The organism is Streptomyces sp. NPDC093111 (genome assembly GCF_040683955.1).
Classification (GTDB): domain Bacteria; phylum Actinomycetota; class Actinomycetes; order Streptomycetales; family Streptomycetaceae; genus Streptomyces.
Genome location: NZ_JBFBNW010000020.1, coordinates 25188 through 50366 on the forward strand (window position 1 = coordinate 25188; position 25179 = coordinate 50366).

The window sequence follows — 25179 nt, forward strand, 5'->3', positions numbered from 1 at the left end:
GCAACCGTCGATGGTTACGGTGTCTTGACGCGAGGTTCTCCTGTGGAGGAAGAGGCATGACGGAAATTCTTGTGCAGGACGTGACCGGTGGGGGGATATCCGCCGACGCTCCCGTGGTCGACCACCCTGCCTGGCCGGAGCTCAAGAATGCCGTGGAGGAGCTCCGCCCCTGGCAGAGCGCGGACGGCTCCATCGACTTCCGGGCCGAGGGCGCGCCCGCGCTGGCGCTCGCCGAGCGGACCGTGGAGCGCGTCGTCGCCGCGGTCGAGCAGCTCTCCCCGCTGCTCCCGCACGACGCGGAGTACCACCGCGCGCTCGTCGCCGACCTGCGCAAGTGGGCCCAGGGCGGCTTCGCGGTCCCCGACTTCCTCGACGCGCTGCTGGCCTTCCAGCCGGCCGCCGACCGCGTGGACGGGCTCCAGCACCTCGTGCTGTTCCCGATGTACACGCAGAACGGCAACCCGGACCGCAACTTCGAGGCCGTCGTGCTGCGCATGGTGTGGCCGGAGTGGCTCTCCGAGCTGGAGGCCACCCGCTACGACAACCCGCTGTTCTGCGGCATCACCTTCGAGGACTTCACCGCCGGGTACGACACCAACTCGGCCGTCCTCTTCCCGGAGACCATCGCCGTCCGCGAGGCCCCCGAGCGCTTCAGCTGGGGCGGCATCTTCTGCGACCGCGAGGCCGCCCGCTTCCGCAAGGTCACCGAGGCCGCCGTCGACACCCTGGGCATCGAGCTGCCCGAGGACATCGCCGCCATGGTCGAGGACCAGGACCGCTGCGAGAAGGCCTTCGTCCTGTGGGACATGGTCCACGACCGCACCCACAGCCACGGCGACCTGCCGTTCGACCCCTTCATGATCAAGCAGCGCCAGCCGTTCTGGATGTACGGCCTGGAGGAGCTGCGCTGCGACCTCACCGCCTTCAAGGAGGCCGTGAAGCTGGAGTCCGAGGGCAACGAGCACGGCCGTGACGTGCAGTACGCCGTCCTCTTCGACCGCATGTTCCGCTTCCCGCTCTCCGGCGACCGCAACCGCAACTACGACGGTCTCGGCGGCCAGCTGCTCTTCGCGTACCTGCACAAGCACGACGTGGTGCGCTGGACCGACAACACGCTGAAGATCGACTGGGAGCGGGCCCCCGAGGTCACCAACCAGCTCTGCGGCGAGATCGAGCAGCTCTACCGCGACGGCATCGACCGCCCGAAGCTGGTCCACTGGTTCAAGGCGTACGAGCTGGTCTCCACCTACCTCGCCCCGCACCCCGGCTCCACCTGGGCCAAGGGTCCCGACGCCCTCGACCTGAGCCTCCCGCCGCGCAAGCTGGTCGACGACGTGCTTCCGGACGAGTTTCCGCTCAGCATGTTCTATGAGGCCCTCGCCAAGAAGCTCAAGAGCGTGATCGCCGCGACCAAGGGCATCACCGCCGCGAACGCTTCGGACGCCGACCGGGCCGCCGCGTGAGCGCGGGTACCGAACAGACGGAGGAGGCGGCGCCCATGAACGCCAACGGAAACGGTGGTCCGCTCGACGGCGCCGTCATCGCCGTCGCCGGCGCGGCCGGCCCGGCCGGCCGGGCGACCCTGCTGCGCCTGGCCGAGGCCGGCGCGACCGTGGTCGGCTCCGACGCCGACCCGGCGCGCCTCGCGGAGGCCGTCGACGCCGCCCGCTACGCCCACGGCGGCGCCCGGGTCATCGGCGACACGGTCGACCTGCTCGACCTGGCCGCGACCAAGGAGTGGGCCGAGAAGACCGAGAAGGAGTTCGGCCGGATCGACGGCCTGGTCCACCTGGTCGGCGGCTGGCGCGGCAGCCAGTCCTTCGTCGAGACCGACCTCAAGGACTGGGACTTCCTGGAGAAGCTGCTGGTCCGCACGGTCCAGCACACCTCGCTCGCCTTCCACGACGGACTGCTGCGCAGCGGCGGCCGGGGCCGTTACGCCCTGATCAGCCAGGTCGGCGCGCACAAGCCGGTCGCCAACAACGCCGCGTACAACGCCGGCAAGGCGGCGGCCGAGGCGTGGACCCTGGCCATGGCGGACTCCTTCCGCAAGGCGGGGGGCGACGACGGCGCCCAGGCCGCGGCTGCCATCCTGGTGATCAAGGCACTGGTGCACGACGCCATGCGCGCCGAACGCCCCAATGCGAAGTTCGCGGGCTTCACCGACGTCAAGGACCTGGCCGAGGCCATCGCCGGACTCTGGGACCGGCCCGCGCAGGAAGTGAATGGACAGCGCCTGTGGCTGACCCCCAAGCCGTGACCGCGGCCCTCGGCCCGAAGACCGACGCCCGTCGTCACCACGACCCGTCGGTCCGGGGCTTCGCCAGCGACAACTACGCCGGTGTGCACCCCGAGGTCCTCGCGGCCATCGCCCTCGCCAACGACGGCCACCAGGTCGCCTACGGCGAGGACCAGTACACCGAGCACCTCCAGCGGATCATGCACAGCCACTTCGGCCCCCTGGCCGAGGCGTTCCCGGTCTTCAACGGGACCGGGGCCAACGTGACCGCCCTCCAGGCGCTCACCGACCGCTGGGGCGCCGTGATCTGCGCCGAGTCCGCGCACATCAACGTGGACGAGGGCGGCGCGCCCGAGCGGATGGGCGGCCTCAAGCTGCTCACCGTGGCCACCCCGGACGGCAAGCTCACCCCCGAGCTGATCGACCGGCAGGCCTGGGGCTGGGAGGACGAGCACCGGGCCATGCCCCAGGTCGTCTCGATCACCCAGAACACCGAGCTCGGCACCGTCTATACCGTGGACGAGATCCGGGCCATCGCCGAGCACGCCCACTCCAAGGGCATGAAGGTCCACCTCGACGGCGCCCGCATATCCAACGCGGCCGCCTCGCTGGACGTGCCCATGCGCGCCTTCACCAGCGCGGCGGGCGTGGACGTCATCTCGTACGGCGGCACCAAGAACGGCATGATGTTCGGCGAGGCCGTCGTCGTGCTCAACCCCGACGCCGTCAGCCACATGAAGCACCTGCGCAAGCTGTCCATGCAGCTCGCCTCCAAGATGCGCTTCGTGTCGGTCCAGCTGGAGGCGCTGCTCGCCAAGGACCTGTGGCTGCGCAACGCCCGCCACGCCAACACGATGGCCCAGCGCCTCGCGGCCGGCGTGCGGGGCGTGGACGGGGTCGAGATCCTCTACCCGGTCCAGGCCAACGCGGTCTTCGCGCGGCTGCCGCACGAGGTCAGCAGGCGGCTCCAGGAGCGCTTCCGCTTCTACTTCTGGGACGAGGCGGCCGGCGACGTGCGCTGGATGTGCTCGTTCGACACCTCGGAGGACGACGTGGACGCGTTCCTCCAGGCGCTGAAGGAAGAGATGGGACGCTAGTTCCCCGCGCGCACCGACCGACGGCCGGACGGAAGTCACCGACTTCCGTCCGGCCGTTCCGTCATGGGCCGTCCGCTTCCGGCGGAAGTCCAGTGAAGTGGATTTTCCGGTGTTCTATGCTGAACCACACCCTGAGATACCGGAACACCGAACGGCGGACCATGACCCTGACGCTCACCGTCTCCGACGAGGTACGCACCCTCGTACCCGGCTTCACCCACCTCGCCGTCGAGGCGCGCGGACTCGTCAACGGGCCCAGCGACGAGACCAGTTCGGCCCTGCTCGACGACGCCGCCCGGCGCCTCGCCGAGCGCCTGGACGGACAGGCCCCGGACAAGGACCCGCATGTCGCCGCCTGGCGCGCCGCGTACTCCGCGTTCGGCGCCAAGCCCTCCCGTACCCGCAACTCCGCGGAGGCGCTGGCGAAGCGCGCCCTGGCGGACGGCGGACTGCCCCGGATCAACCGGCTCGTGGACGCGTACAACGCGATCAGCGTGGCCCACCTGATCCCGGTCGGCGGCGAGGACCTGAACAAGATCGAGGGCTCGATGCGGCTCGTCCGGGCCACCGGCGAGGAGGACTTCGTCACCGTCGCGGGCGGCGAGGAGAGCGTCGAGCACCCCGAGCCCGGCGAGGTCATCTGGTGCGACGAGGCGGGCGTCACCTGCCGTCGCTGGAACTGGCGCCAGGGCCCGCGCACCCGCATCGAGGACGACACCACCGACGCGATCTTCCTGCTGGAGTCGCTGGAGCCCATGACGCTCGACGCGCTGCGCGCGGCCGGCGAGGAGCTCGCCGAGGTGCTGCAGAAGGTCAGCCCCGGGGCGCAGATCACGGTCCGCGACCCGGAGTGACGTTTCGCCGCAGGGGCCGGGGCCGCCGCGGGACTACTTCTCGGCGGCCTTGACCTCTTCCGGCGTCGGCGCCGTGCCTCCGAGGTGCGCCGGCACCCACCAGGTGTCGCCGGCGTCCTTGGGGCGCACCGGGTAGGCGCGCTGCGCGGCCTCCAGGAGCTCCTGGACGCGCCCGCGCAGCCGCCGGGTGATCGCACCCGCGTACTGGTCGGCGGGGGCCTCCAGCGGCTCGCCCACGCGGATGGTGATCGGGATGTGGCTGCGCTTGAAGTTCCGCGGCCGGCCCTTGGTCCACACCCGCTGGGTGCCCCACAGCGCGACCGGGATCAGCGGGACGCCCGCCTCCTGCGCGAGGCGCGCGGCACCGGACTTGAAGCTCTTCAGCGTGAACGACTGCGAGATGGTCGCCTCGGGGAAGACGCCGACGAGCTCGCCCGCGCGCAGCGAGCGCAGCGCGTGCTCGTAGGCGTGCTCGCCCTGGGCGCGGTCCACCGGGATGTGCTTCATCGCGCGCATCAGCGGGCCGGAGACCTTGTGCCGGAACACCGACTCCTTCGCCATGAAGCGCACCAGACGCTTCTGGGGCAGTGCGGCCAGACCGGTGAAGATGAAGTCCAGATAGCTGATGTGGTTGCTCACGATGACCGCCCCGCCCTCGCGGGGGATGTGCTGCGAACCCTGAGTGTCGATCTTCAGGTCGAGCGCCTTGAACAGGGTGAGGGCGGCGCCGATGACCGGCCGATAGACGAGCTCTGCCATCTGGGACGAACCCCTTCGTCAGTGCCTGGGGAGGGTTCTCCCGGCGAAGTTACGCGGCCGTAGGTTTTCGGCTTTGGGCAGATCGTGCCCCATGTGGGCCCCCGTGACCAGTCCAGGCGGCTTCGTACGGGGAGATTCTCGTCACTCGGGGTACTCGTGGCGGGAATCGTTCGCTCACGTGCGACGCTGCACCGGACAGGGACCACAGGAGGAGCAGCGGGATGAGCGAGTTCGTGGGCGCCGAGAGGCTCGGCGCCGAGCTGGGGGAGCGGGCCACCCTGGTGCAGTTCTCCACCGCCTTCTGCCAGCCCTGCCGGGCCACCCGCCGCACGCTCGCCGAGGTGGCCGCCATGGTCGACGGCGTCGGCCACGTCGAGATCGACGCCGAGGAGCGCCTCGACCTCGTACGGGAGCTGGGGATCGTCCGTACGCCCACGGTGCTGGTCCTCGACCGGACCGGGCGGATCGTGCGCAGGGCCGCCGGGCAGCCCCGCCGCGCCGACGTCATCGCCGCGCTCGGACAGGCGGTCTGACGCGGTGCGCGGCACGGTCCCTGACGCGGTGACACATCTCCCACATCCCGGTACGCACTTGACTGCACGCGGCAACGATCGTCAGTCTGGCGTAGTGCCCCCAGAACTCCTTCTCTACGGGCGGGCCCACGTGGACCTGGCCCGCAACGCGAGTGCGCGCTGTCCGGGTGTCTGACCGACCCGAGACTCCCCACACGCCGCCCTCGCAGAAGGACAATTCCATGACGGTCTCGCCCGAGCTCCGCACGCTCCCGACGATTTCCGCCCTCGGCGCACCCCGACAGGCCGCTCCCGACCTGCTCCGTTCCGTCTTCCGGCAGCACGCCGCCGGTGTCGCGGTCATCACCGCGCACGGCGAGCACCCGGTCGGCTTCACGGCGACCTCGCTCAACTCCGTCGCCGCCGAACCCCCGCTGATCTCCTTCGGCGTGGGCACCGGCTCCTCCAGCTGGCCCGTGGTGGCCGAGGCCGAGCACATCGGCGTCCACATACTCGGCGAGCACCAGCGGGAGCTGGCCGCCACCTTCGCCCGCAGCGGCGCCGACCGCTTCGGCGCTCCCACCCGGTGGAGCCCCGGCCCCGAGGGCGTCCCCGTGCTCGACGGCGTCCTGGCCTGGCTGGTGTGCCGCGTGGTGGCCCGGGTCCCGGCCGGCGACCACCGGATCGTGATAGCCGAGGTCGTCGCCGGCGACCCGGACGGCGTGGGCCGACCGCTCCTCTACCACCAGGGTCGCTTCAACGCGCTGCGCGACTGAGAGTTCCCCCGGGGCCGGCTCCGGGCGCGTTGGCAAGGTCACACCGCTGAGCGCTTGCTTACTCGTAACGAACTGGGTGTACTGGCGAGTAATATACCGGTCGGGGCGTCCGCCGCCCCGACCGGAAACCAGCCCTTCAGGCGCCTATGCTGCGAGCAACAAGGCAGCCCGTTATGACGATGCAGTAGGAGAGCCGGCGTGAGCTTGAGGATCGTTGTCTGTGTGAAGTACGTGCCGGACGCCACCGGCGACCGGAAGTTCGCGGACGACCTGACCGTCGACCGTGACGACGTCGACGGCCTGCTGTCCGAGCTGGACGAGTACGCGGTGGAGCAGGCGCTCCAGATCGCGGACGAGGCCGACGACGCCGAGGTCACCGTGCTGACCGTCGGCCCCGAGGACGCCAAGGACGCGCTGCGCAAGGCGCTCTCCATGGGCGCCGACAAGGCCGTCCACGTCGAGGACGACGACCTGCACGGCACCGACGTCATGGGCACCTCGCTGGTGCTCGCCAAGGCGATCGAGAAGACCGGCTACGACCTCGTCATCGCCGGCATGGCCTCCACCGACGGCACCATGGGCGTCCTCCCCGCCATCCTCGCCGAGCGCCTGGGCGTCCCGCAGGTCACCCTGCTCTCCGAGGTCTCCGTCGAGGACGGCACCGTCAAGGGCCGCCGTGACGGCGACACCGCCTCCGAGCAGCTGGAGGCCTCCCTGCCGGCCGTCGTCTCCGTGACCGACCAGTCGGGCGAGGCGCGCTACCCGTCCTTCAAGGGCATCATGGCCGCCAAGAAGAAGCCGGTGGAGTCCCTGGACCTGTCCGACCTCGACATCGAGGCGGACGAGGTCGGCCTGGAGGGCTCCTGGACCAAGGTCGACTCGGCCGCCGAGCGTCCGGCGCGCACCGCGGGCACGATCGTCAAGGACGAGGGCGAGGGCGGCAAGCAGCTCGCCGCGTTCCTCGCGGAGCAGAAGTTCATCTGATCCGCAGTCCGCGGGCCGGGGTTCCGGCCCCGGACCCGCGCGTCCCGCGCCGCCCCTCAGGCCGTCCCGTTTCTTCCGCAGGAGATTGAAGTCCCATGGCTGAGATTCTCGTCTACGTCGACCACGTCGACGGAGCCGTCCGCAAGCCCACCCTGGAGCTGCTCACCCTCGCCCGCCGCCTCGGCGAGCCCGTCGCCGTCGCCCTGGGCAACGGCGCCGCCGACACCGCCGCGGCCCTCGCCGAGCACGGTGCCACCCGCGTCCTGACCGCCGACGCCCCCGAGTTCGGCGACTACCTCGTCGTCCCCAAGGTCGACGCCCTCCAGGCCGCGTACGAGGCCGTCTCCCCGGCCGCCGTGCTCGTCCCGTCCTCCGCCGAGGGCAAGGAGATCGCCGCCCGCCTCGCGGTGCGCATCGGCTCCGGCATCATCACCGACGCCGTCGACCTGGAGGCCGGTGACGAGGGTCCGGTCGCGACGCAGTCCGCGTTCGCCGCCTCCTTCTCCACCAAGTCCCGCGTCTCCAAGGGCACCCCGGTCATCACGGTCAAGCCGAACTCGGCCGCCGTCGAGGCCGCTCCGGCCGCCGGCGCCGTCGAGGCGCTCGCCGTCTCCTTCTCGGCGCAGGCCACCGGAACCAAGGTCGTCGCCCGCACCCCGCGCGAGTCGACCGGCCGCCCGGAGCTGACCGAGGCCGCGATCGTGGTCTCCGGCGGCCGCGGCGTCAACGGCGCCGAGAACTTCGCGATCATCGAGGCGCTCGCCGACTCCCTCGGTGCCGCCGTCGGCGCCTCCCGCGCCGCCGTCGACGCCGGCTGGTACCCGCACTCCAACCAGGTCGGCCAGACCGGCAAGTCGGTCTCGCCGCAGCTGTACATCGCCTCCGGCATCTCCGGTGCGATCCAGCACCGCGCGGGTATGCAGACCTCGAAGACCATCGTGGCCATCAACAAGGACGCCGAGGCCCCGATCTTCGAGCTGGTCGACTACGGCGTCGTCGGCGACCTGTTCGACGTCGTGCCGCAGCTGACGGACGAGGTCAAGGCCCGCAAGGGCTGAGACTCGGAGTCGGCCCCCAAGGGCTGACCTGCGGTTCTTCTACGGTCCGGGGGCCGCGTGGTGATCTTCACCGCGCGGCCCCCGGTCGTTTCGGACAGCCATTGACGTGAGTCCCGGCAGGCCATTAACTTCGCTATACGGATTGTTGATTCCGTGAAGCGGAAAACAGGAGGATGTGGGATGGGTCAGCAGGAGAAGGTGTCGACGAGCCTCGCCGGCGCGGTCAGCGAGGAGATCAGCGCCTCCCTCACCGCCGTGGACGCCGAGCTCGACCGGCGCTACCCGGGAGACCCCGGCACCCGCCAGCCCGTCCACACCGTCTACGTGCCCGGCAACCTCTTCGACGCCGGAACCATCCGCTCCTGGGGCGACCAGGCCCTCGCCGCCCTCGACGAGCACGCCCCCGATGCCGCCACCTTCGCCGGCGTCCTCGGCCTCTCCGACGACCTCGCCGAGGACGTCTACGGCCGCGTCCGCGCCAAGCTGGAGCGCGAGCCCATCGAGGACCTCCGCGTCGACTTCGAGGACGGCTACGGGGGCGCGGACGAGGATCACGACGCCGCCCGCGCCGCGCGGATCATCACCGAGGCCTACGCGGACCTCAGCGCCGCCCCGTACATGGGCATCCGGATGAAGTGCATGGAGGCCGCCGTACGCGACCGCGGCATCCGCACCACCGACGTCTTCCTCACCGGCCTCATGGAGAACGGCGGCCTGCCCGACGGGCTCGTCCTCACCCTCCCCAAGGTCACCTACCCCGAGCAGGTCACCGCCTTCGTCCGGCTCCTCGAAGCCTTCGAGAAGGCCCACGGCCTCGACGCCGGCCGGCTCGGCTTCGAGATCCAGATCGAGACCAGCCAGTCCATCCTCGCCGCCGACGGCACCGCCGCCGTCGCCCGCATGATCGACGCCGCCGAGGGCCGCGCCACCGGCCTCCACTACGGCACCTTCGACTACAGCGCCTGCCTCGGCGTCTCCGCCGCCTACCAGGCCAGCGACCACCCCGCCGCCGACCACGCCAAGGCGATCATGCAGGTCGCCGCCGCCGGCACCGGCGTACGCGTCTCCGACGGCTCCACCAACGTCCTCCCCGTCGGCTCCACCGCCCACGTCCACGAGGCGTGGAAGCTGCACTACGGGCTCACCCGACGGGCCCTCGCCCGCGCCTACTACCAGGGCTGGGACATGCACCCGGGGCACATCCCCACCCGCTACGCCGCCGTCTTCGCCTTCTATCGCGAGGGCTTCCAGGCCGCCGCCAAGCGCCTCTCCGCCTACGCCAACCACGCCGGCGGCGACGTCATGGACGAGCCCGCCACCGCCAAGGCCCTCAGCTCCTACCTGCTGCGCGGCATCGACTGCGGTGCCCTCGACACCGCCGAGGTCGACGCCCTCACCGGCCTCACCCGCGCCGACCTGGACCGTTTCTCGGCCCCGCGCCGCGGCGATCTCACCGCTCAGGCGCAGTAAACGTCACTTTCCCGCCAACTGCCCCGTACCCTGTATGAGTTCACAAGATCGACAGGGAACGGGGCAGCGGTGTCATCGGGGGAGAACGAGCGGCTCGCGGGCCGCTACAGAATCGTGCGCAGACTCGGCCGCGGCGGCATGGGCGTCGTCTGGCAGGCCGTCGACGAAGTCCTCGGCCGCGACGTGGCCGTCAAGGAACTGCGCACCTACACGGACACCGCGGCGCCCGAACTCGACGCCATGCGCCTGCGCATGCAGCGCGAAGCCCGCGCCGCCGCCCGGGTCCGGCACGCCGGAGTGGTCGCCGTCCACGACGTCACCGAGCACGAGGGCCGGCCGGTCATCGTCATGGAACTCGTCGACGGCCCCTCCCTCGACGACGTCCTCGCCGCCGACGGCCCCCTCGACCCCGTCGAGGCCGCCCGCATCGGCGCCCGCGTCCTGGAGGCGCTCGCCGCCGCGCACGAGGCCGGCGTCCTGCACCGCGACGTCAAGCCGGGCAACATCCTGCTCGACCGCTCCGGCCGGGTCCTCCTCACCGACTTCGGCATCGCCACCATCGAGGACCCCGGCGACGGCTCCGCCGCCCGCCTCACCCGCAGCGGCGAGATCGTCGGCTCCCTCGACTACCTCTCCCCGGAACGCGCCCGCGGCGCCGCCCCCGGACCCGCCGCCGACGTGTGGGCGCTCGGCGCCACCCTGTACGCGGCGGTCGAAGGGGCCGTGCCCTTCCGGCGCACCTCCACCTGGTCCACCCTCGCCGCCATCGTCACCGACCCCCTCCCGGACCCCGTCCGCTCCGGGGTCCTGACGCCCGTGCTCCTGCGGCTGCTGTGCAAGGACCCGGACGGGCGGCCGTCGGCTCGGGAAGCTGCGGGGATGCTGGCGGGGGTTGTGGCGGGGGCGGAGGGCTCCGTTGGTGTCGGTGCTGGTGTGGGTGCGCATGTGCCCGTTGCAGCGCCTCTTCCTGTCGCCGAGCCCCTGGGCACCTTCGGGCCGCCCGAAGTGCCTGCCCCGCCGGGGCCGCGTCGTGAGAAGCGTCGGGCCCGGGGAGTCGTCGCCGCTGCCGTGGCCGGGGTGGTGCTCATCGGTGGTGGGGTCACGTACAGCTTGATCGACCGGTCCCCGGCTGGTGATGCTGTGGTGGCCGGTGGGCAGTCGTCCCAGGAGGAGACCGGGGAGCCCGGGCGGGTGCTGGACGGGCGCGCCGACGCGCCGCGGAGCAGTGGGTCCGCCGGCGCGGCCACGCGTACGCCCGGGGCGGGCGAGAGCGCCACGCCCGGCGGAGGGGGCTCCGCCACCGTCGACGTACCTCCCGGGGAGAGCGGCGCCGCGTCGCCCGGCGCCACCGCGGCGCCCACCCCGGGCAAGAAGGGTGGTGGCGGCTCGGCCGCGACGGGCGGGGCCGAGCCGACCACCGTCGCCCCGACCACCGCCCCGCCGCCGGTCGCCTCCGGGTGCACCGCGTCCGGGTCCTCCGCCACCTGCCAGGTGGTGCGGACGGCCACGAGCAAGCGGTACGACGGGGGTGAGATGGGGACCGTGGGCGCGGGGCCGCAGGAGTTCTTCTGCCAGGTGGATCTCGATCACAGCGAGACCTACGGGGGGCGTAGCAGCCGCTGGTGGGCCCGGACCGACGACGACAGCGGCAACACCAACGTCTACGTCAGCGTGCTGCACCTGAGGGGCGGGTCGGGTGGCGGGCCCGTCGAGGGGCTGCGGGTCTGCTAGGTGCCTCCGCGGGGGCCGGTGCCTCCGCGGGGGTAGGGGGTGTCCGGACTGCGACCTTCACTTCGCTGCGCTCGTTACGGGCGCCGCCACGTCCGGACACCCCCTACCCCCGCTCCGGCACCGGCCCCCTCCCGTCCGTCTGTCAGCTGTGCGTCGGTGGGGGGATCTCGCCGGAGCCGCGGGGGATCAGGGTGGTTGCCAGGATCGTGGTGGTGGGGGGCTCCTGGATGCCGTCCAGGCGGCGGAAGAGGCGTTCCGCGGCCGTGCGGCCCAGGGCCGCCGCGTCCTGGGCGATGACGGTGATGCCGAGGAGGTCGGCCAGCTCGATGTCGTCGAAGCCGACCAGGGCGACCGGGGTCTCGCGTGCCGCGAGGGTACGGACGGCCGTCACCGTCACCCGGTTGTTGCCGGCGAACAGGGCCGTGACCGGGGCCGGGCCGGACAGCATCGCCTCCGCCGCCCGGGCGACCCGGTCCGGTTCGGTCGGGCCGAGGGAGATCCACTCCTCGGCCGGCTCCAGGCCCGCGTCCTCCATGGCCGCCCGGTAGCCGCGCAGGCGTTCCGCGGCCGTGTGGATGCGGGGGCGGTCGCCGATGAAGCCGATCCTGCGGTGGCCGTGGGCGATCAGGTGGGCCACGCCCTCGCGGGCGCCGCCGTAGCTGTCGGAGAGGACGGCGTCCGCGTCGATGCGTCCCGCCGGGCGGTCGACGAAGACGGTGGCGACGCCCGCCTGGATCTCCGGCTCCAGGTAGCGGTGGTCGGAGCCCGCCGGGATGACGATGAGTCCGTCGACGCGCCGCGCGCACAGCGCGAGCGCCAGCTCCTGCTCGCGGTCCGGGTCCTCCGCGCTGGAGCCGTTGATGAGCAGCGCCCCGTGGGCTCGGGCGACCTCCTCGACGGCGCGGCTGAGGGGGCCGTAGAACGGGTCCGCCAGGTCCTCCAGGACCAGGCCCACGGAAGCCGTACGCCCCTTGCGCAGCACCCGCGCGCTGTCGTTGCGGCGGAAGCCGAGGGAGTCGATGGCCTCCTGGACGCGCCGTTCGGTGTCGGGCGTGACGCCGGGTTCGCCGTTGACGACGCGGGAGACGGTCTTCAGGCCGACGCCCGCGCGGGCGGCGACGTCCTTCATCGTGGGCCGATTGCCGTAGCGGTGCTCGGGGCGGCGGGCGGTGTCGGCCACGGTGTGCGGTGCCTCCGGTGTCGGTTTCGATCTCGTCGCTGTCGAGCATAGGGCCTGGACAACGTTGTCAGAGGTGGGGAGACTGTAGATCGCACCCACCGCCCCACGGAGATCCGGAGCCCATGAGCACTGACCTCGTCGTCGCCCTCGACATCGGCGGTACCAAGATCGCCGGTGCGCTGGTCGACGGAGCCGGCCGGATCCTCGTACGGGCGCAGCGGCCCACGCCCGCGCGGGAGGACGGCGAGACGGTCGTGCGCGCGGTCGAGGCCGTGCTCGACGAGCTGGCCCGCTCCCCGCTCTGGGACGCGGCCGGTGCCGTCGGCATCGGCAGCGCGGGGCCCGTCGACGCCTGCGCGGGTACGGTCAGCCCGGTCAACGTGCCCGGGTGGCGCGACTTCCCCCTGGTCGAGCGGGTCCACCGGGCGACCGGCGGACGCCCCGTCACGCTGGTGGGCGACGGCGTCGCCATGACGGCCGCCGAGCACTGGATGGGCGCCGCGCGCGGCCATGACAACGCGCTGTGCCTCGTCGTCTCGACCGGCGTGGGAGGCGGGCTCGTCCTGAACGGGCGGGTCCATCCCGGCCCCACCGGCAACGCCGGGCACATCGGCCACATCAGCGTCGACCTCGACGGCGACCCGTGCGCCTGCGGCGGGCGCGGCTGTGTCGAACGGATCGCCAGCGGCCCGCACATCGCCCGCCGCGCCCTGGCCGCCGGCTGGCGCCCCGGGCCCGACGGCGACTCCTCCGCCGCCGCGGTGGCCGCCGCCGCCCGCACCGGTGACCCCGTGGCCGTCGCCTCCTTCGAACGGGCCGCGCAGGCCCTCGCGGCCGGCATCGCCGCCACCGCCAGCCTGGTCGAGATCGACATCGCCGTCGTCGGCGGGGGAGTGGCGGGCGCGGGCGAGGTCCTGTTCGCTCCGCTCCGCCGCAGCCTTCGGTCCTACGCCACGCTCTCGTTCGTGGCGGGCCTCGCCGTCGTCCCCGCGCTCACCGGGACCGACGCCGGACTCCTCGGGGCGGCGGCGGCCGTGCCCCGGGCCGGGGAGGGCCTGCCGCCGTCCTGACAGGCGGCCCCCGGCCCGTACCGCGGCCCTCACGGGGGGTTTCCGTGGCAGGGTGGTGCGGGCAAGCCTCAGGGGGCATACGAAGAGGGGGAACCGTGATCGTCTGGATCAACGGCGCGTTCGGCGCGGGGAAGACCAGCACCGCGCGCGAGCTGGTCGATCTGATCCCGAACAGCACCCTGTACGACCCGGAGCTCGTCGGCGGCGGTCTGAGCCTGCTGCTTCCACAGAAGCGCCTCGCGGAGGTCGACGACTTCCAGGACCTGCCGATCTGGCGCCGCCTCGTCGTGGACACCGCCGCCGCGCTGCTCGCCGAGGTCGGCGGGGTGCTCGTGGTCCCCATGACCCTGCTGCGGCAGGAGTACCGGGACGAGATCTTCGGCGCGCTCGCCGCCCGCAGGATCGAGGTCCGGCACGTCGTGCTCACCCCGGACGAAACGATCCTGCGCGAGCGGATAGACACCCGTCGCCAGCATCCCGACGACCCCGAGGCCGAGGACCGGGCCCGCCGTTGGTGTCACCGGCACGTCGAGCCGTACCGTGCCGCCCTCGACGGCTGGCTCGGCGACGACGCCTACGCCGTCGACAACGGCGGGCGCACCGCGGCGGAGGTCGCGCGGGCCGTCGCCGACGCCGTCGCCGCGGGGCTCGCCGCCCCCTGCGGCATCGTGCAGACCCCCGAGCCCACCGGCGAGACCGTCGCCGCGGGCGTCCTGCTCTTCGACGAGCAGGATCGTTTCCTCCTCGTCGATCCCACCTACAAGCCCGGCTGGGAGTTCCCCGGCGGCGTCGTCGAACCCGGCGAGGCGCCCGCCCGGGCCGGCATGCGCGAGGTAGCCGAGGAGATCGGCATCGAACTCGACGCCGTACCGCGCCTGTTGCTCGTCGACTGGGAGCGCCCCCAACCGCCCGGATTCGGCGGCCTGCGGTTCCTCTTCGACGGCGGCCGGCTGCCGGCCGCCGAGGCCGACCGGCTCCTCCTCCCCGGTGCCGAGCTCCGCGCCTGGCGGTTCGTCACCGAGGAGGAGGCGGCCGACCTGCTGCCCCCGGTCCGCTACCGCCGCCTCCGCTGGGCCCTGCGCGCCCGGGAACGCGGCACCGTCCTCAACCTCGAAGCCGGGGACCCGGTCGGCTGAGGGGCCGCCTCCCGTCGAGCGGCCACCCCGGACCCGGCCCCGGCCTAACGCCGGCCGAAGCGGGCGGCGATCCGTTCCGCCACGAAGCGGAACTCCTCCGGCATCTCCGGTGCCGCGGGCTGCTCCACCAGCGCGATCTCCACGTCCTCGCGCAGCAGGCGCAGTACGGGGCCCTCCACCTCGACGCGCACCTCGTGCCACGGGTGCGCCCACACCAGGTCCTCGCCCTTCCAGAACTGCAGGTGCCGGGTCGTGGTGTGCAACTGGTACGGCGCGTTCTCCGGCGATACCATCCCGCTCCGCGGCGGCGCGGGGTAGGGCCACACCCCGTACACGTTCAGGACGGTCTCGTTCGGCTCCAGCGAGTCCTTCTGCGCCCGGTCCTCGCGCCCGTACCGCACCCCCACCAGGATGCCGACCGTGACGCCCAGGGCCGTGAAGGGGCCCACGATCCACCAGGGGAATCCCGTGTCGAGGCCCTGGACCGTCGCGCCCGCGCCGCCGATCACGCCGCCGATCGCCCCACCGCTGATCCCCGCCCGGCGCAGCCGCCGGGCGCGTACCGCCCCGGCGTCCGCGGCCATGTCGGCACCGGCCTCCACCATGTGTCCCCCCGTACCCTGTCGTCCGCCCCGTCGCGGGGCGGGCCGGGGGAGAGGACGGCGGCCGGGGCGCGGTCGGTTCCCGCCCGGCCGGGCCCCTCAGACGGCTGCCTTCCTGAGCTGTTCGGCCGTGTCCTCCGTCACCGGGTCGCCGTGGCCGCAGCACAGCACCGACGGCGCCAGCTCCGCCAGCCGCCGCATCGACTCCCGTGCCCGCTCCCGGTCCACGTGGAAGACGCCGAAGGTCACGCCCTGGACCGTGGCCACCGTGTCCCCGGTGAACAGCACGCCGTGCCGGGGGAGATGGACCGCGAGGGAACCAGGGGTGTGGCCCGGGGTGTGCAGCACCACCGCGCCGTCGCCGAAGCCCAGCTCCTCGCCGTCGGCGACCTCCCGGTCCACCCGGGTGGGCGGGGCCTCCGGGACGGTCAGCCCGTGCGCGTACAGGGGCAGCTCCCAGTCGAGCAGATCCGGCTCAGGGACCGGCAGTTCACCCCGGATCACGGGCGCGTCCAGCGCGTGCGCCAGGATCTCCGCGCCGAAGCGGTCGGCCAGCTCCTGGGCCGCGCCCACATGGTCGCGGTGGCAGTGGGTGAGCACGATCCGGCGGATCCGGGCCGGGTCGAGGCCCGCGCCGCGCAGCGCCCCCTCGATGTCGTCCGCCGCGCCCACCCATCCGGCGTCGACGAGGGTCAGTTCGCTGCCGTCCCGCCACACGTACGCCTGGCCGATGGGCAGGCGCAGCATGTGCAGCCGGGGGGTGAGTTCGACGAGCTCGACGAGTTCGACGAGCCGGGCGTCGTGGTCGCCCTCGGGGTGCGTGTGGTGCGTGTGGTCGGTGTGGTCTGGGTGCTCTTCGCTCATACGGCGAACGTACGTAAGGAAGTACGTCCGCCGTATGTGTGTACGCTCTGGGCGAGTTACGCCCAGAGCGTCATGCCGTTCCCCGACGTGGGGATCAAGCCCGCTTGGAGGCCGCGTAGTTCAGCAGGAAGTGCGCCTCGGCCACCGACAGGCGCTCCAGCTCCTGCGGGGACACGGACTCGTTCACCGCGTGGATCTGCGCCTCCGGCTCGCTCAGGCCGATCAGCAGGATCTCCGACTCCGGGTACAGCGCGGCCAGCGTGTTGCACAGCGGGATGGAGCCGCCCATGCCGGCCGCCTGCATCTCCTCGCCCGGGTACGCGATCCGCATCGCCTCCGCCATCGAGGTGTACGCCGGGCTCGACGTGTCGGCCTGGAACGGCTGGCCCTGGCCGACCTGCTCCATGCTCACCCGGGCGTTCCACGGGGTGTGCTTCTCGATGTGCGCGAACAGCAGCTCGGTCGCCTTCGCGGCGTCCTGGCCCGGCGGGACCCGCAGGCTGAGCTGCGCGCGGGCGGTCGAGGGGATCGACGGCGTGGCACCGGCCACGGGGTGCGCGTCGATGCCGATGACGGTCACGGCGGGCCGCGCCCAGATCCGGTCGGCGACGGTGCCGACGCCCGGCAGCGCCACGCCGTCCAGCACCTTGGCGTCCTTGCGGAAGTCGGCCTCCGGGTACTGCAGGCCCTCCCACACCGCGTCCGCCGGCAGCCCGTCGATCACGGTCGCACCGGTCTCGTCGCGCAGCGAGTCCATGACGCGGATCAGCGCGGCGAGCGCGTCCGGCGCGGCACCGCCGAACTGGCCCGAGTGCAGGTTGCCCTGGAGCGTGTCGATGGTGACCCGGATCATCGTCATGCCGCGCAGCGTCGCCGTCACCGTCGGCAGACCGACCCGGAAGTTGCCCGCGTCGCCGATGACGATCGCGTCGGAGGCCAGCAGCTCCGGGTGCGCCTCCGCGTAGCGCTCCAGGCCGCCGGTGCCCTGCTCCTCCGAACCCTCCACGATCATCTTGACCGTGACCGGGACGCCGCCGTTCGCCTTCAGGGCGCGCAGCGCCAGCAGGTGCATGATGAAGCCGCCCTTGCAGTCGGCCGCGCCACGCCCGTACCACCGTCCGTCCGCCCGCTCGGTCAGCTCGAACGGCGGGGTCACCCAGGCGGACTCGACCAGCATCGGCTGCACGTCGTAGTGCGCGTAGAGGAGGACGGTCGGGGCGCCGGCCGGGCCGGGCAGCACGCCGTACACGGACTGGGAGCCGTCCGGGGTGTCGAGCAGCGCCACCTCCTGGAAGCCCTCGGTGCGCAGCGCGTCCGCCACCCAGTTCGCGGCGGCCTCGCACTCGCTGCGCGGGGCGACGGCCTCGTCCGCGACCGACTGGAAGGCCACCAGCTCCGTCAGCTCCGCCTTGGCGCGGGGCATCAGGGACGCAATGGTCTCGGCGATCGGATTCGCGGTCATGGGCACGCTCCTGGTGGGTGCGACGTTGTGACGTTGTGGGCGCGTTCGGCGTGTATCGGTTGTACGACGAACGCATGGCCGATCCTACGGCGCGGGTCGGCACGGGGCGGCGCGGTCCCGCCCGGCTACCGGGCCGTAGGATGCGTACAGAGCAGGAACCACCGGTCGGATCAGGAGCAGAAGCACATCGTGAGCAGCGAGAACGCAGACGCCGGAGCGGCGGAGTCCGGCGTGGCCGGAGCGGGGTCGGTGGGTCCGGACGGGGGTCCGCCCATGGTCTGGGACGTGGTCGTGGTGGGTGCCGGACCCGCGGGAGCCTCCGCGGCGTACGCGGCGGCCGTCGCGGGCCGCCGGGTGCTGCTCCTGGAGAAGGCCGAGCTCCCCCGCTACAAGACCTGTGGCGGAGGCATCATCGGGCCCTCGCGCGACGCGCTGCCGCCCGGCTTCGAACTGCCCCTGCAGGACCGGGTCAAGGCCGTCACCTTCTCGCACAACGGGCGCTTCACCCGCACCCGCCGTTCGCGCCGCATGCTGTTCGGGCTGATCAACCGGCCCGAGTTCGACGCCCAGCTCGTCGAGCACGCGCAGAAGGCGGGCGCCGAGCTGCGCACCGGAGCCACCGTCAGCCGCGTCGAGCAGCACGGGCAGTCCGTGCCGGACCGCCGCACGGTCGCCGTCGTCCTCGCCGACGGCGAGACCGTGCTGGCCCGTGCCGTCGTCGGCGCCGACGGAAGCGCCAGCCGGATAGGGGCGCACGTCGGTGTGAAGCTGGGGCAGGTCGACCTGGGCCTGGAGTCCGAGATCCCCGTCCCGCCGTCGGTGGCCGAGGACTGGAAGGGGCGGGTCCTCATCGACTGGGGCCCCCTGCCGGGCAGTTACGGCTGGGTGTTCCCGAAGGGCGACACGCTGACCGTCGGCGTCATCTCGGCACGCGGCGAGGGTGCCGCGACCAAGCGCTATCTGGAGGACTTCGTCGCCCGGCTGGGCCTCGCCGGCTTCGAACCGGCCGTCTCCTCCGGTCATCTGACCCGCTGCCGCACGGACGACTCGCCGCTCTCCCGCGGCCGGGTCCTGGTCTGCGGCGACGCGGCCGGTCTCCTCGAACCGTGGACCCGCGAGGGCATCTCCTTCGCGCTGCGCTCGGGCCGGCTCGCCGGCGAGTGGGCCGTCCGCGTCGCCGAGGCGGGCGACGCGGTGGACGCGCGGCGGCAGGCGCTGAACTACGCCTTCGCCATCAAGGCCGGCCTCGGCGTCGAGATGGCCGTGGGCCGCCGGATGCTGGCGCTGTTCGAGCGGCGCCCGGGTCTGCTGCACGCGACGATAACGGGACTGCGCCCGGCGTGGAACGCGTTCGCCGACATCACGCGCGGCTCGGCCACCTTGGGCGGCCTGGTCCGCGGCAACGGTCTCGCGCGCCGCGGGCTCGACCTGCTGGACCGGCGCATGGACACCGAGTCGGGTGTGGGTCCGGCGGGCCGTGGTGTCGCCGCCCGCAAGGACGAGGAGGCCGCGCACGAGGAGACGGCGGAGGGTCCCGCTCCGGCCGCCGAGGCGGAGCCGGGCGAGCGGGGTGCCTCGGACGGCACCCAGGTGCCCGGGGTCTCCTGAGGCGCGGGCGCGGGACGGACGTCCGGGTCCGGTCCTGACGGACAGGGGCCGACGGCGTCCGAGGGCGGTACGAAGACGGTACGAGGGCGGTGCGGAGAGATCCGTGCCGCCCTCACTTCGTGACGGTGATGCGGAAGACGGGGTGGTCGGGGGCGGCGGCGGCCAGCTCCGCGTCCGTGGACCGCGCGGTCACGCCCTGGAAGTACTGGTTGACCTCCCAGCCCCAGCGCTGGAGGTAGCCGCGCAGCACCTCGGGCTTCTCGGCGTCCGGCACCTCGACGGCGGTGAAGTGGCGCACCTTGCGGCCCACCCGCAGTTCGCCGCCGCCGGCCGCCCGCATGTTGCGTACCCACTGGGAGTGGCCGCGCGCCGAGACCAGGTACCGGGTGCCCCCGTGCTCGTACGGGTTCACCGGGATGCGCTGCATCCGGCCGCTCTTGCGGCCCCGCACGGAGAGCTCGGCCGAACCGAGGAGGCTGACGCCGTGGCGGGCGAGCCAGCCGACGATGCCGTTGAAGCGGATGGCGAGGGGGCTTCCCTGGAGGTAGTACGGCTGGGGCTGGTGCTGCGAGGTCGACATCGGAGGCTCCTGGGGAGTGTTGTTGCGGGATCTGCGGGATCTGCGGGATCTGCGGGATCTGCGGGATCTGCGGGATCTGCGGGATCTATGGGATCTACTGGATCTGCGAGGTTTGGAGCGATGCTCCGTTTCGTGAGCACTGCTCTCGCTTGACATCAGTGTGCACGGATCGGCGCTCCAAAGCAAGAGCACCGCTCTCGTTTCGGTGCGGTGCTCCGAAACATGGCACACTGCTCTCCATGACCCCCGTTCAAGGAGCCCGCGCCCGCGCCCGCATCGAGATCACCGCGGCCATCAAGGACGAGGCCCGCACCCAGCTCGCCGCCGAGGGCGCCGCCAAGCTCTCCCTGCGTGCCGTCGCCCGCGAGCTCGGCATGGTGTCCTCCGCGCTGTACCGCTACTTCCCCAGCCGCGACGACCTCCTCACCGCCCTCATCGTCGACGCCTACGACGCCGTCGGCGCCGCCGCCGAGCGGGCCGACGCCGCCACGGCGGCCACCGCGCCCGCCGACCACCTCGCCCGGTGGACCGCCGTCTGCCGGGCCGTCCGCGCCTGGGCCGTCGCCCACCCCCACGAGTACGCCCTCATCTACGGCTCCCCGGTGCCCGGCTACACCGCCCCCCAGGACACCGTCGGCCCCGCCGCCCGCGTCGGGCTCGTCCTCGTCTCCCTCGCCCGCGCCGCGTACCAGGGCCCGGGCATCGCCCTGCCACCCCTGTCGCCCGCGCTGCGCCCCGAGGCCGAGCGGCTCGCCGCGGACCTGACGCCCGATCTGCCGCCGGCCCTCGCCACCGCCCTCGTCGGCGCGTGGGCCCAGCTCTTCGGGCTGATCTCCTTCGAGGTCTTCGGGCAGTTCCACCGGGTCGTCGAGGACCGGGAGGCGTTCTTCGCCGCCTCGGCCGAGCGCCTCGGCCGCGAGGTGGGGCTGCGGCCCGTCGCCTGACACCGGGGCGGGACGCCCGTACTCCCGAGGGAGTACGGGTGACCACCCCGCCCGGCGGACGCCCCCGCACCCCGGCCCCGTCTAGCGTGGCGCCATGGACGCGCATCCGACGAGGAACCCCGGCCACGGCGGCCCGCCGTGGCCGCGCCCCTGGCCGTGGGCGGGACACGGGCCGGGCACCGGGCCGCCCTGGCGCTCGACCCTCGTCGTCACGGTCTTCGTCATGGTCGGCACGGGCTTCGCCGCCCGCAACCAGCCCGACCGGCTGGCCCTCGATACCCTCGGCCGCGCCCTGCTCCTGCTCGCCTGCGCGCCGCTGCTCCTGCGTCACCGACACCCCGTCCCGGTGGTGTTCGGCGTGTCGGCGGTCACCCTCGGATACCTGGCTGCGGGTTACGCGTACGGCCCGGTCTTCGTCGCCGTCGCCGTGGCCTGCTTCGCCGCCGTCGTGCACGGGCACCGCCGGGCCGCCTGGTGGGCGCTCGGGCTCCTGTGGGCCGGTCATCTGCTGCTCGCGCACTGGCTCTACCGCTGGCTCCCGCCGGACGGTGACGGTCCCGCCCCCTGGGGGCAGGAACTCCCGGTCGCCGCCTTCGCCGTCGCGATCCTCGCCGCCGCCGAACTGGCCCGGGTCCGCCGCGAGCAGTGGGCGAAGGAGCGCGCCGAGCGGGCCGCCGCCGAACGCCGCAGGGCCGACGAGGAACGCCTGCGGATCGCCCGCGAGCTCCATGACGTCCTCGCCCACTCCCTCTCCGTCATCAACGTCCAGGCCGGCGTCGGGCTGGCCCTCCTCGACGCGGACCCGGACCAGGCCCGTACCGCGCTCACCACCATCAAGGCGGCCAGCAAGGAAGCCCTCGGCGAGGTGCGCCAGGTGCTCGACACCCTGCGCGCCCCCGGCGACGCGCCCCGCGCCCCGGCGCCCGGCCTGGACCGCCTGCCCGAACTCGTCGAACAGGCCGCGGCGGCGGGCCTCACCGTGCGGACCCGCGTCGAGGGCCGCCGCAGACGCCTGCCGCCCGGCACCGAGCTGGCCGCCTTCCGCATCGTGCAGGAGGCGCTGACCAACGTGGTGCGCCACTCCGGCTCGCGCACCGCCGAGGTCGTCCTGGAGTACGGCCCGGACGCCCTCGCCCTGCGCGTCGACGACGAGGGCCCGGCCACCGGCGGCGACGCGGGCGGCAGCGGCAACGGACTCGCCGGAATGCGGGAGCGGGCCGCCGCGCTCGGTGGCACCATCGAGGCGGACACCCGGCCGGACGGCGGCTTCCGGGTGCGCGCCACCCTTCCCGTACGCCCTGAGGAGCCCTCGTGATCCGTGTCGTGCTCGCCGACGACCAGTCGCTCGTCCGGGCGGGCTTCCGCGCCCTCCTCGACGCCCAGCCGGACATCGAGGTCGCGGGCGAGGCCGCCGACGGCGACGAGGCCGTCGCCCGGGTGCGCGAACTGCGGCCGGACGTCGTCCTGATGGACATCAGGATGCCGCGGCTCGACGGCCTCGCCGCCACCCGCCTGATCACCGGCGACCCGGAGCTCGGCGCGGTCCGCGTGGTCATGCTGACCACGTTCGAGCTCGACGAGTACGTCTTCGAGGCGATCCGCGCCGGCGCCTCCGGCTTCCTGGTCAAGGACACCGAACCGGAGGAACTGCTGCGCGCCGTGCGCGCGGTGGTGGACGGCGACGCGCTGCTGTCGCCGGGGGTGACGCGGCGGCTCATCGAGGAGTTCGCGGCCCGCTCCAAGCCGCCCGCGCGCGCCGAGGGCCTCGGCGAACTCACCGAGCGCGAGCGCGAGGTGATGGCGCTCGTCGGCATCGGCCTGTCCAACGACGAGATCGCCCGCCGCCTGGTGGTCAGCCCACTCACCGCCAAGACCCACGTGAGCCGCGCGATGGTGAAGCTGGGCGCCCGCGACCGGGCCCAACTCGTCGTCCTGGCCTACGAGTCGGGCCTGGTCAGGCCGGGCTGGCTCGGCTGAGACCCGCCGGTCAGCCGATGGCGGAGCTCTCCCGCCACAGCCGGGCCAGGCCGGCGTCGCCGGTGACGGTCACGGCCTCGTGCGGAAGGCGGTTCCACAGCGTCATGTAGAGGCGGTCTGCGGGCCCGCTCAGCTCGCAGTCGGCCGGGCCGTCCGCGCCCGGCTCCGTCCGCGGCACCTCCGGGGACAGGTGCACGGTCCACGCGTCGCCGCTGTCGGTGGCGCGGACCCGCAGGGTGCGCGGCCGGTCGGTGCGGACCCGGCTGCGGTCGCTGCCGTGGAAGCCGCGCAGCAGCTCGTCGATCCCGTCGGCGGCGATGACCGGGTCGACCGGGCCGGGCGCGGAGCCGAGCGCGGACTCGGCGTCGGCGCGGTGCACGGTCGTCTCGTGGGTCTGCCGCCGCGCCCAGAACGCGCGCGGCGCGGAGCCCGGCAGGAAGGTCCAGCACTCCAGGTCCTCGGGGGCGCCGCGGAGGGCCTCGACGAGCCGGGCGTGGCCCTCGCGGGTGTACGCGAGGAGCGCGTCGCCGTCCAGGTCGGGCTCCCCGCCGAAGGGCAGGTACGCGGTGTGGGCCTCGGCGACCAGCGTGGTGGCCCAGTGGTGGACCGCCGTGGTGTGCCGCAGCAGGTCCCGCACCCGCCAGCCCGGGCAGGTGGGGACCTCGGCGTCGAGTCCGGCCGCCGCGGCGGCCTCCAGGAGTGCCTTGCCCGCCGCGTCGAGCGCGTCGATGTGCGTGTCGGTGCTCACGATGTCCATGCCGCGGATTATGGCCCGCGGCGGATCACGGTGTCCCGGCCCGGTCACGATCACCGCACCTCGGGACGGCGGGCCGCGCCCCTCCGACCGCGCGGTCCCGGGTGTGCGCCGGCGGGCCCGCCGGCGCCTGGGCGGGCCCGCTCAACTCGCGGCGCGCGTCCGGTCGTCGCGTGTCGCGTACCCCATGACGGCGGCACCGGCGGCGAGCAGGGCGACGGTGGTGAGGGCCACCGGCAGGGAGAACCAGTCGGCGAGGAAGCCGATCGACGGCGGGCCGAGCAGCATGCCGCCGTAGCCCAGGGTGGACGCGGTCGCCACGCCGCTCGGGCCCGCGAGCGCGCCGGCGCGCGCGACCGCGACGGGGAAGATGTTGGCGAGGCCGAGCCCGGTGACGGCGAAGCCGAGCAGCGCCGCCCACACGGTCGGCGCGAGCGCCCCGAGCAGCATGCCCGCCGCGGCGGTGAGCCCGCCGGTGACGAGCGTACGGGTCTGCCCGAGCCGTTCCAGGAGGGCCGTGCCGGACAGCCGGCCGGCCGTCATGGTCAGCGCGAACAGCGAGTATCCGGCGGCGGCCACGCCGGGGTGCGCGTCCAGGTCCTGCGCGAGGTGCAGCGCGCCCCAGTCGGCCAGCGCGCCCTCCCCGTACGCCGTGCACAGCGCGATCACGCCGAAGACGAGCACGGCCCTGCGGGCCCCGGCGGGGCGGGCGCCGGACCGGCCCGGCGTGCTCGACGCGTGCGACGGGTTCGCCGGGAGCGCCTCCGGTAGGGCGGGGGAGGGATGGCGCAGGAGTACGGGGCCGGCGGCGGCGGTCAGGAGCAGTCCGACGACGGTGAGGCCGAGCAGGTGCGCGGTGGGCGACAGGCCGCCGGCGACGAGCCCGCCGAGCCCGGCCCCGACCATGCCGCCGAGGCTGAAAGCGGCGTGGAAGCTGGGCATCACGGGCCTGCGGAGCGCGGCGACGAGGTCGACGGCGGCGCTGTTCATGGCCACGTTGATGCCGCCGTACGCGGCGCCGAACACGAGCAGGACGAGTCCGAGCGCCAGCGGGGAGTGGGTGAGGGGCGGCAGGGCGAGGGAGAGCGAGAGCAGGACGGCGGTGACGACGGTCACGGGGTGGCTGCCGTAGCGGCGGCAGAGGCGCCCGGTGAGCGTCATCGTGACCACGGCACCCGCGGAGACGCCGAGCAGCGCGAGCCCGAGGTCGCCGGCGGAGGAGCCGGTCTGCTGCTTGATGGCGGGGATGCGGACCACCCAGCCGGCGAAGAGGAAGCCGTCGAGGGCGAAGAAGAGGGTCAGGGCGGAGCGGAGGCGGGACAGGGGGAGGGGAGCGGTGTCTCCGCCGGATCCCCCTGATACGGCCGTCCGTACTTTGTTTAGTAGCGGCACAAACTCAGGATAGGGGTCGAACGGCCCTGGATTCAACATGGGCGGCGCGACCTCCGCCACAGCGCGTCCGGGCGGGGCGGAAGGCCGTCCGCGCCGCCCCGTCCGGGCGGGGTGACGGGCCGTCCGTCGA

At 73.4% G+C, this 25179-nt stretch carries 24 protein-coding genes; 16 read left to right on the forward strand and 8 right to left on the reverse strand.

Annotation, left to right across the window (positions count from 1 at the left end; all coding sequences use genetic code 11):
* Window positions 1-56 precede the first annotated feature (56 nt).
* The 4 genes from AB0Q96_RS30340 to AB0Q96_RS30355 all read left to right on the forward strand — a co-directional run bounded on the left by AB0Q96_RS30340 (window position 57) and on the right by AB0Q96_RS30355 (window position 4190).
* Complete coding sequence (locus tag AB0Q96_RS30340) at window positions 57-1463, forward strand: DUF6421 family protein (RefSeq protein WP_365330979.1); 1407 nt, start codon at window positions 57-59, stop codon at window positions 1461-1463.
* Between the two features lie 35 nt (window positions 1464-1498).
* Entirely contained in the window at window positions 1499-2260 is a 762-nt protein-coding gene (locus tag AB0Q96_RS30345; protein WP_365330981.1) for an SDR family oxidoreductase, read from the forward strand.
* A complete protein-coding gene (locus AB0Q96_RS30350; protein ID WP_365331178.1) occupies window positions 2257-3336 on the forward strand; it encodes a low specificity L-threonine aldolase in 1080 nt (359 codons plus the stop codon). Before AB0Q96_RS30345 ends, AB0Q96_RS30350 begins: the two co-directional genes overlap by 4 nt.
* Window positions 3337-3497: 161 nt before the next feature.
* Complete coding sequence (locus tag AB0Q96_RS30355) at window positions 3498-4190, forward strand: phenylalanine--tRNA ligase beta subunit-related protein (RefSeq protein ID WP_365330982.1); 693 nt, start codon at window positions 3498-3500, stop codon at window positions 4188-4190.
* A 33-nt stretch (window positions 4191-4223) separates the two neighbouring features.
* Here the strand turns inward: AB0Q96_RS30355 and AB0Q96_RS30360 are convergent, their stop codons facing one another.
* Complete coding sequence (locus tag AB0Q96_RS30360; protein ID WP_365330984.1) at window positions 4224-4949, reverse strand: lysophospholipid acyltransferase family protein; 726 nt, start codon at window positions 4947-4949, stop codon at window positions 4224-4226.
* A 221-nt stretch (window positions 4950-5170) separates the two neighbouring features.
* Between AB0Q96_RS30360 and AB0Q96_RS30365 the strand changes: the two genes are divergently transcribed.
* From AB0Q96_RS30365 to AB0Q96_RS30390, 6 genes are all read left to right on the forward strand, one after another.
* Window positions 5171-5482: a thioredoxin family protein gene (locus AB0Q96_RS30365; RefSeq protein WP_365330986.1), complete on the forward strand. Its 312-nt coding sequence runs from the start codon at window positions 5171-5173 to the stop codon at window positions 5480-5482.
* 221 nt (window positions 5483-5703) lie between these two features.
* Window positions 5704-6237 (forward strand): flavin reductase family protein, encoded by a 534-nt coding sequence (locus AB0Q96_RS30370; protein ID WP_365330988.1) that lies wholly within the window; start codon window positions 5704-5706, stop codon window positions 6235-6237.
* Window positions 6238-6435: 198 nt separating this feature from the next.
* The gene (locus AB0Q96_RS30375) at window positions 6436-7221 is read left to right on the forward strand and encodes an electron transfer flavoprotein subunit beta/FixA family protein (protein ID WP_365330990.1); all 786 of its coding nucleotides are present in this window, start codon (window positions 6436-6438) and stop codon (window positions 7219-7221) included.
* A 95-nt stretch (window positions 7222-7316) separates the two neighbouring features.
* Complete coding sequence (locus tag AB0Q96_RS30380; protein WP_365330992.1) at window positions 7317-8279, forward strand: electron transfer flavoprotein subunit alpha/FixB family protein; 963 nt, start codon at window positions 7317-7319, stop codon at window positions 8277-8279.
* A gap of 180 nt (window positions 8280-8459) precedes the next feature.
* A complete protein-coding gene (locus AB0Q96_RS30385; protein ID WP_365330993.1) occupies window positions 8460-9749 on the forward strand; it encodes an aldolase/citrate lyase family protein in 1290 nt (429 codons plus the stop codon).
* Window positions 9750-9818: 69 nt separating this feature from the next.
* The gene (locus AB0Q96_RS30390) at window positions 9819-11480 is read left to right on the forward strand and encodes a protein kinase (protein WP_365330995.1); all 1662 of its coding nucleotides are present in this window, start codon (window positions 9819-9821) and stop codon (window positions 11478-11480) included.
* Window positions 11481-11622: 142 nt separating this feature from the next.
* On the opposite strand, the gene AB0Q96_RS30395 is transcribed toward AB0Q96_RS30390, so the two are convergent.
* Entirely contained in the window at window positions 11623-12660 is a 1038-nt protein-coding gene (locus tag AB0Q96_RS30395) for a LacI family DNA-binding transcriptional regulator (protein WP_365330997.1), read from the reverse strand.
* Between the two features lie 122 nt (window positions 12661-12782).
* On the opposite strand from AB0Q96_RS30395, the gene AB0Q96_RS30400 reads away from it, so the two are divergent.
* Together AB0Q96_RS30400 and AB0Q96_RS30405 are read left to right on the forward strand one after the other, a co-directional pair.
* The gene (locus AB0Q96_RS30400) at window positions 12783-13730 is read left to right on the forward strand and encodes an ROK family protein (protein ID WP_365330999.1); all 948 of its coding nucleotides are present in this window, start codon (window positions 12783-12785) and stop codon (window positions 13728-13730) included.
* A gap of 95 nt (window positions 13731-13825) precedes the next feature.
* On the forward strand, window positions 13826-14866 hold the full coding sequence (locus tag AB0Q96_RS30405; protein ID WP_365331001.1) for an NUDIX domain-containing protein: 1041 nt from the start codon (window positions 13826-13828) through the stop codon (window positions 14864-14866).
* Window positions 14867-14910: 44 nt separating this feature from the next.
* Here the strand turns inward: AB0Q96_RS30405 and AB0Q96_RS30410 are convergent, their stop codons facing one another.
* From AB0Q96_RS30410 to AB0Q96_RS30420, 3 genes are all read right to left on the reverse strand, one after another.
* Window positions 14911-15471, reverse strand: coding sequence for a hypothetical protein (locus tag AB0Q96_RS30410; protein WP_365331004.1), 561 nt, complete (start codon window positions 15469-15471; stop codon window positions 14911-14913).
* 96 nt (window positions 15472-15567) lie between these two features.
* A complete protein-coding gene (locus AB0Q96_RS30415; protein WP_365331180.1) occupies window positions 15568-16215 on the reverse strand; it encodes an MBL fold metallo-hydrolase in 648 nt (215 codons plus the stop codon).
* Window positions 16216-16426: 211 nt separating this feature from the next.
* Window positions 16427-17794, reverse strand: a complete 1368-nt coding sequence (locus AB0Q96_RS30420; protein ID WP_365331006.1) for a dipeptidase — start codon at window positions 17792-17794, stop codon at window positions 16427-16429.
* A 273-nt stretch (window positions 17795-18067) separates the two neighbouring features.
* On the opposite strand from AB0Q96_RS30420, the gene AB0Q96_RS30425 reads away from it, so the two are divergent.
* A complete protein-coding gene (locus tag AB0Q96_RS30425; protein ID WP_365331182.1) occupies window positions 18068-19402 on the forward strand; it encodes a geranylgeranyl reductase family protein in 1335 nt (444 codons plus the stop codon).
* A gap of 112 nt (window positions 19403-19514) precedes the next feature.
* Here AB0Q96_RS30425 and AB0Q96_RS30430 read toward each other — a convergent pair whose 3' ends face one another.
* Window positions 19515-19982, reverse strand: a complete 468-nt coding sequence (locus tag AB0Q96_RS30430; RefSeq protein WP_365331008.1) for a nitroreductase family deazaflavin-dependent oxidoreductase — start codon at window positions 19980-19982, stop codon at window positions 19515-19517.
* Between the two features lie 239 nt (window positions 19983-20221).
* On the opposite strand from AB0Q96_RS30430, the gene AB0Q96_RS30435 reads away from it, so the two are divergent.
* The 3 genes from AB0Q96_RS30435 (at window position 20222) to AB0Q96_RS30445 (ending at window position 22903) form a co-directional block, all read left to right on the forward strand.
* On the forward strand, window positions 20222-20926 hold the full coding sequence (locus AB0Q96_RS30435) for a TetR/AcrR family transcriptional regulator (RefSeq protein ID WP_365331010.1): 705 nt from the start codon (window positions 20222-20224) through the stop codon (window positions 20924-20926).
* A 223-nt stretch (window positions 20927-21149) separates the two neighbouring features.
* Window positions 21150-22241 carry a sensor histidine kinase gene (locus tag AB0Q96_RS30440; RefSeq protein ID WP_365331184.1) on the forward strand — a complete coding sequence of 364 codons (1092 nt, stop codon included), beginning with the start codon at window positions 21150-21152 and terminating at the stop codon, window positions 22239-22241.
* Window positions 22238-22903: a response regulator transcription factor gene (locus AB0Q96_RS30445; protein ID WP_365331012.1), complete on the forward strand. Its 666-nt coding sequence runs from the start codon at window positions 22238-22240 to the stop codon at window positions 22901-22903. The genes AB0Q96_RS30440 and AB0Q96_RS30445 overlap by 4 nt, the downstream gene beginning before the upstream one ends.
* A 10-nt stretch (window positions 22904-22913) precedes the next feature.
* On the opposite strand, the gene AB0Q96_RS30450 is transcribed toward AB0Q96_RS30445, so the two are convergent.
* Entirely contained in the window at window positions 22914-23660 is a 747-nt protein-coding gene (locus tag AB0Q96_RS30450) for a maleylpyruvate isomerase family mycothiol-dependent enzyme (protein WP_365331013.1), read from the reverse strand.
* Between the two features lie 141 nt (window positions 23661-23801).
* Entirely contained in the window at window positions 23802-25049 is a 1248-nt protein-coding gene (locus AB0Q96_RS30455; RefSeq protein WP_365331015.1) for an MFS transporter, read from the reverse strand.
* Window positions 25050-25179: the final 130 nt, after the last annotated feature.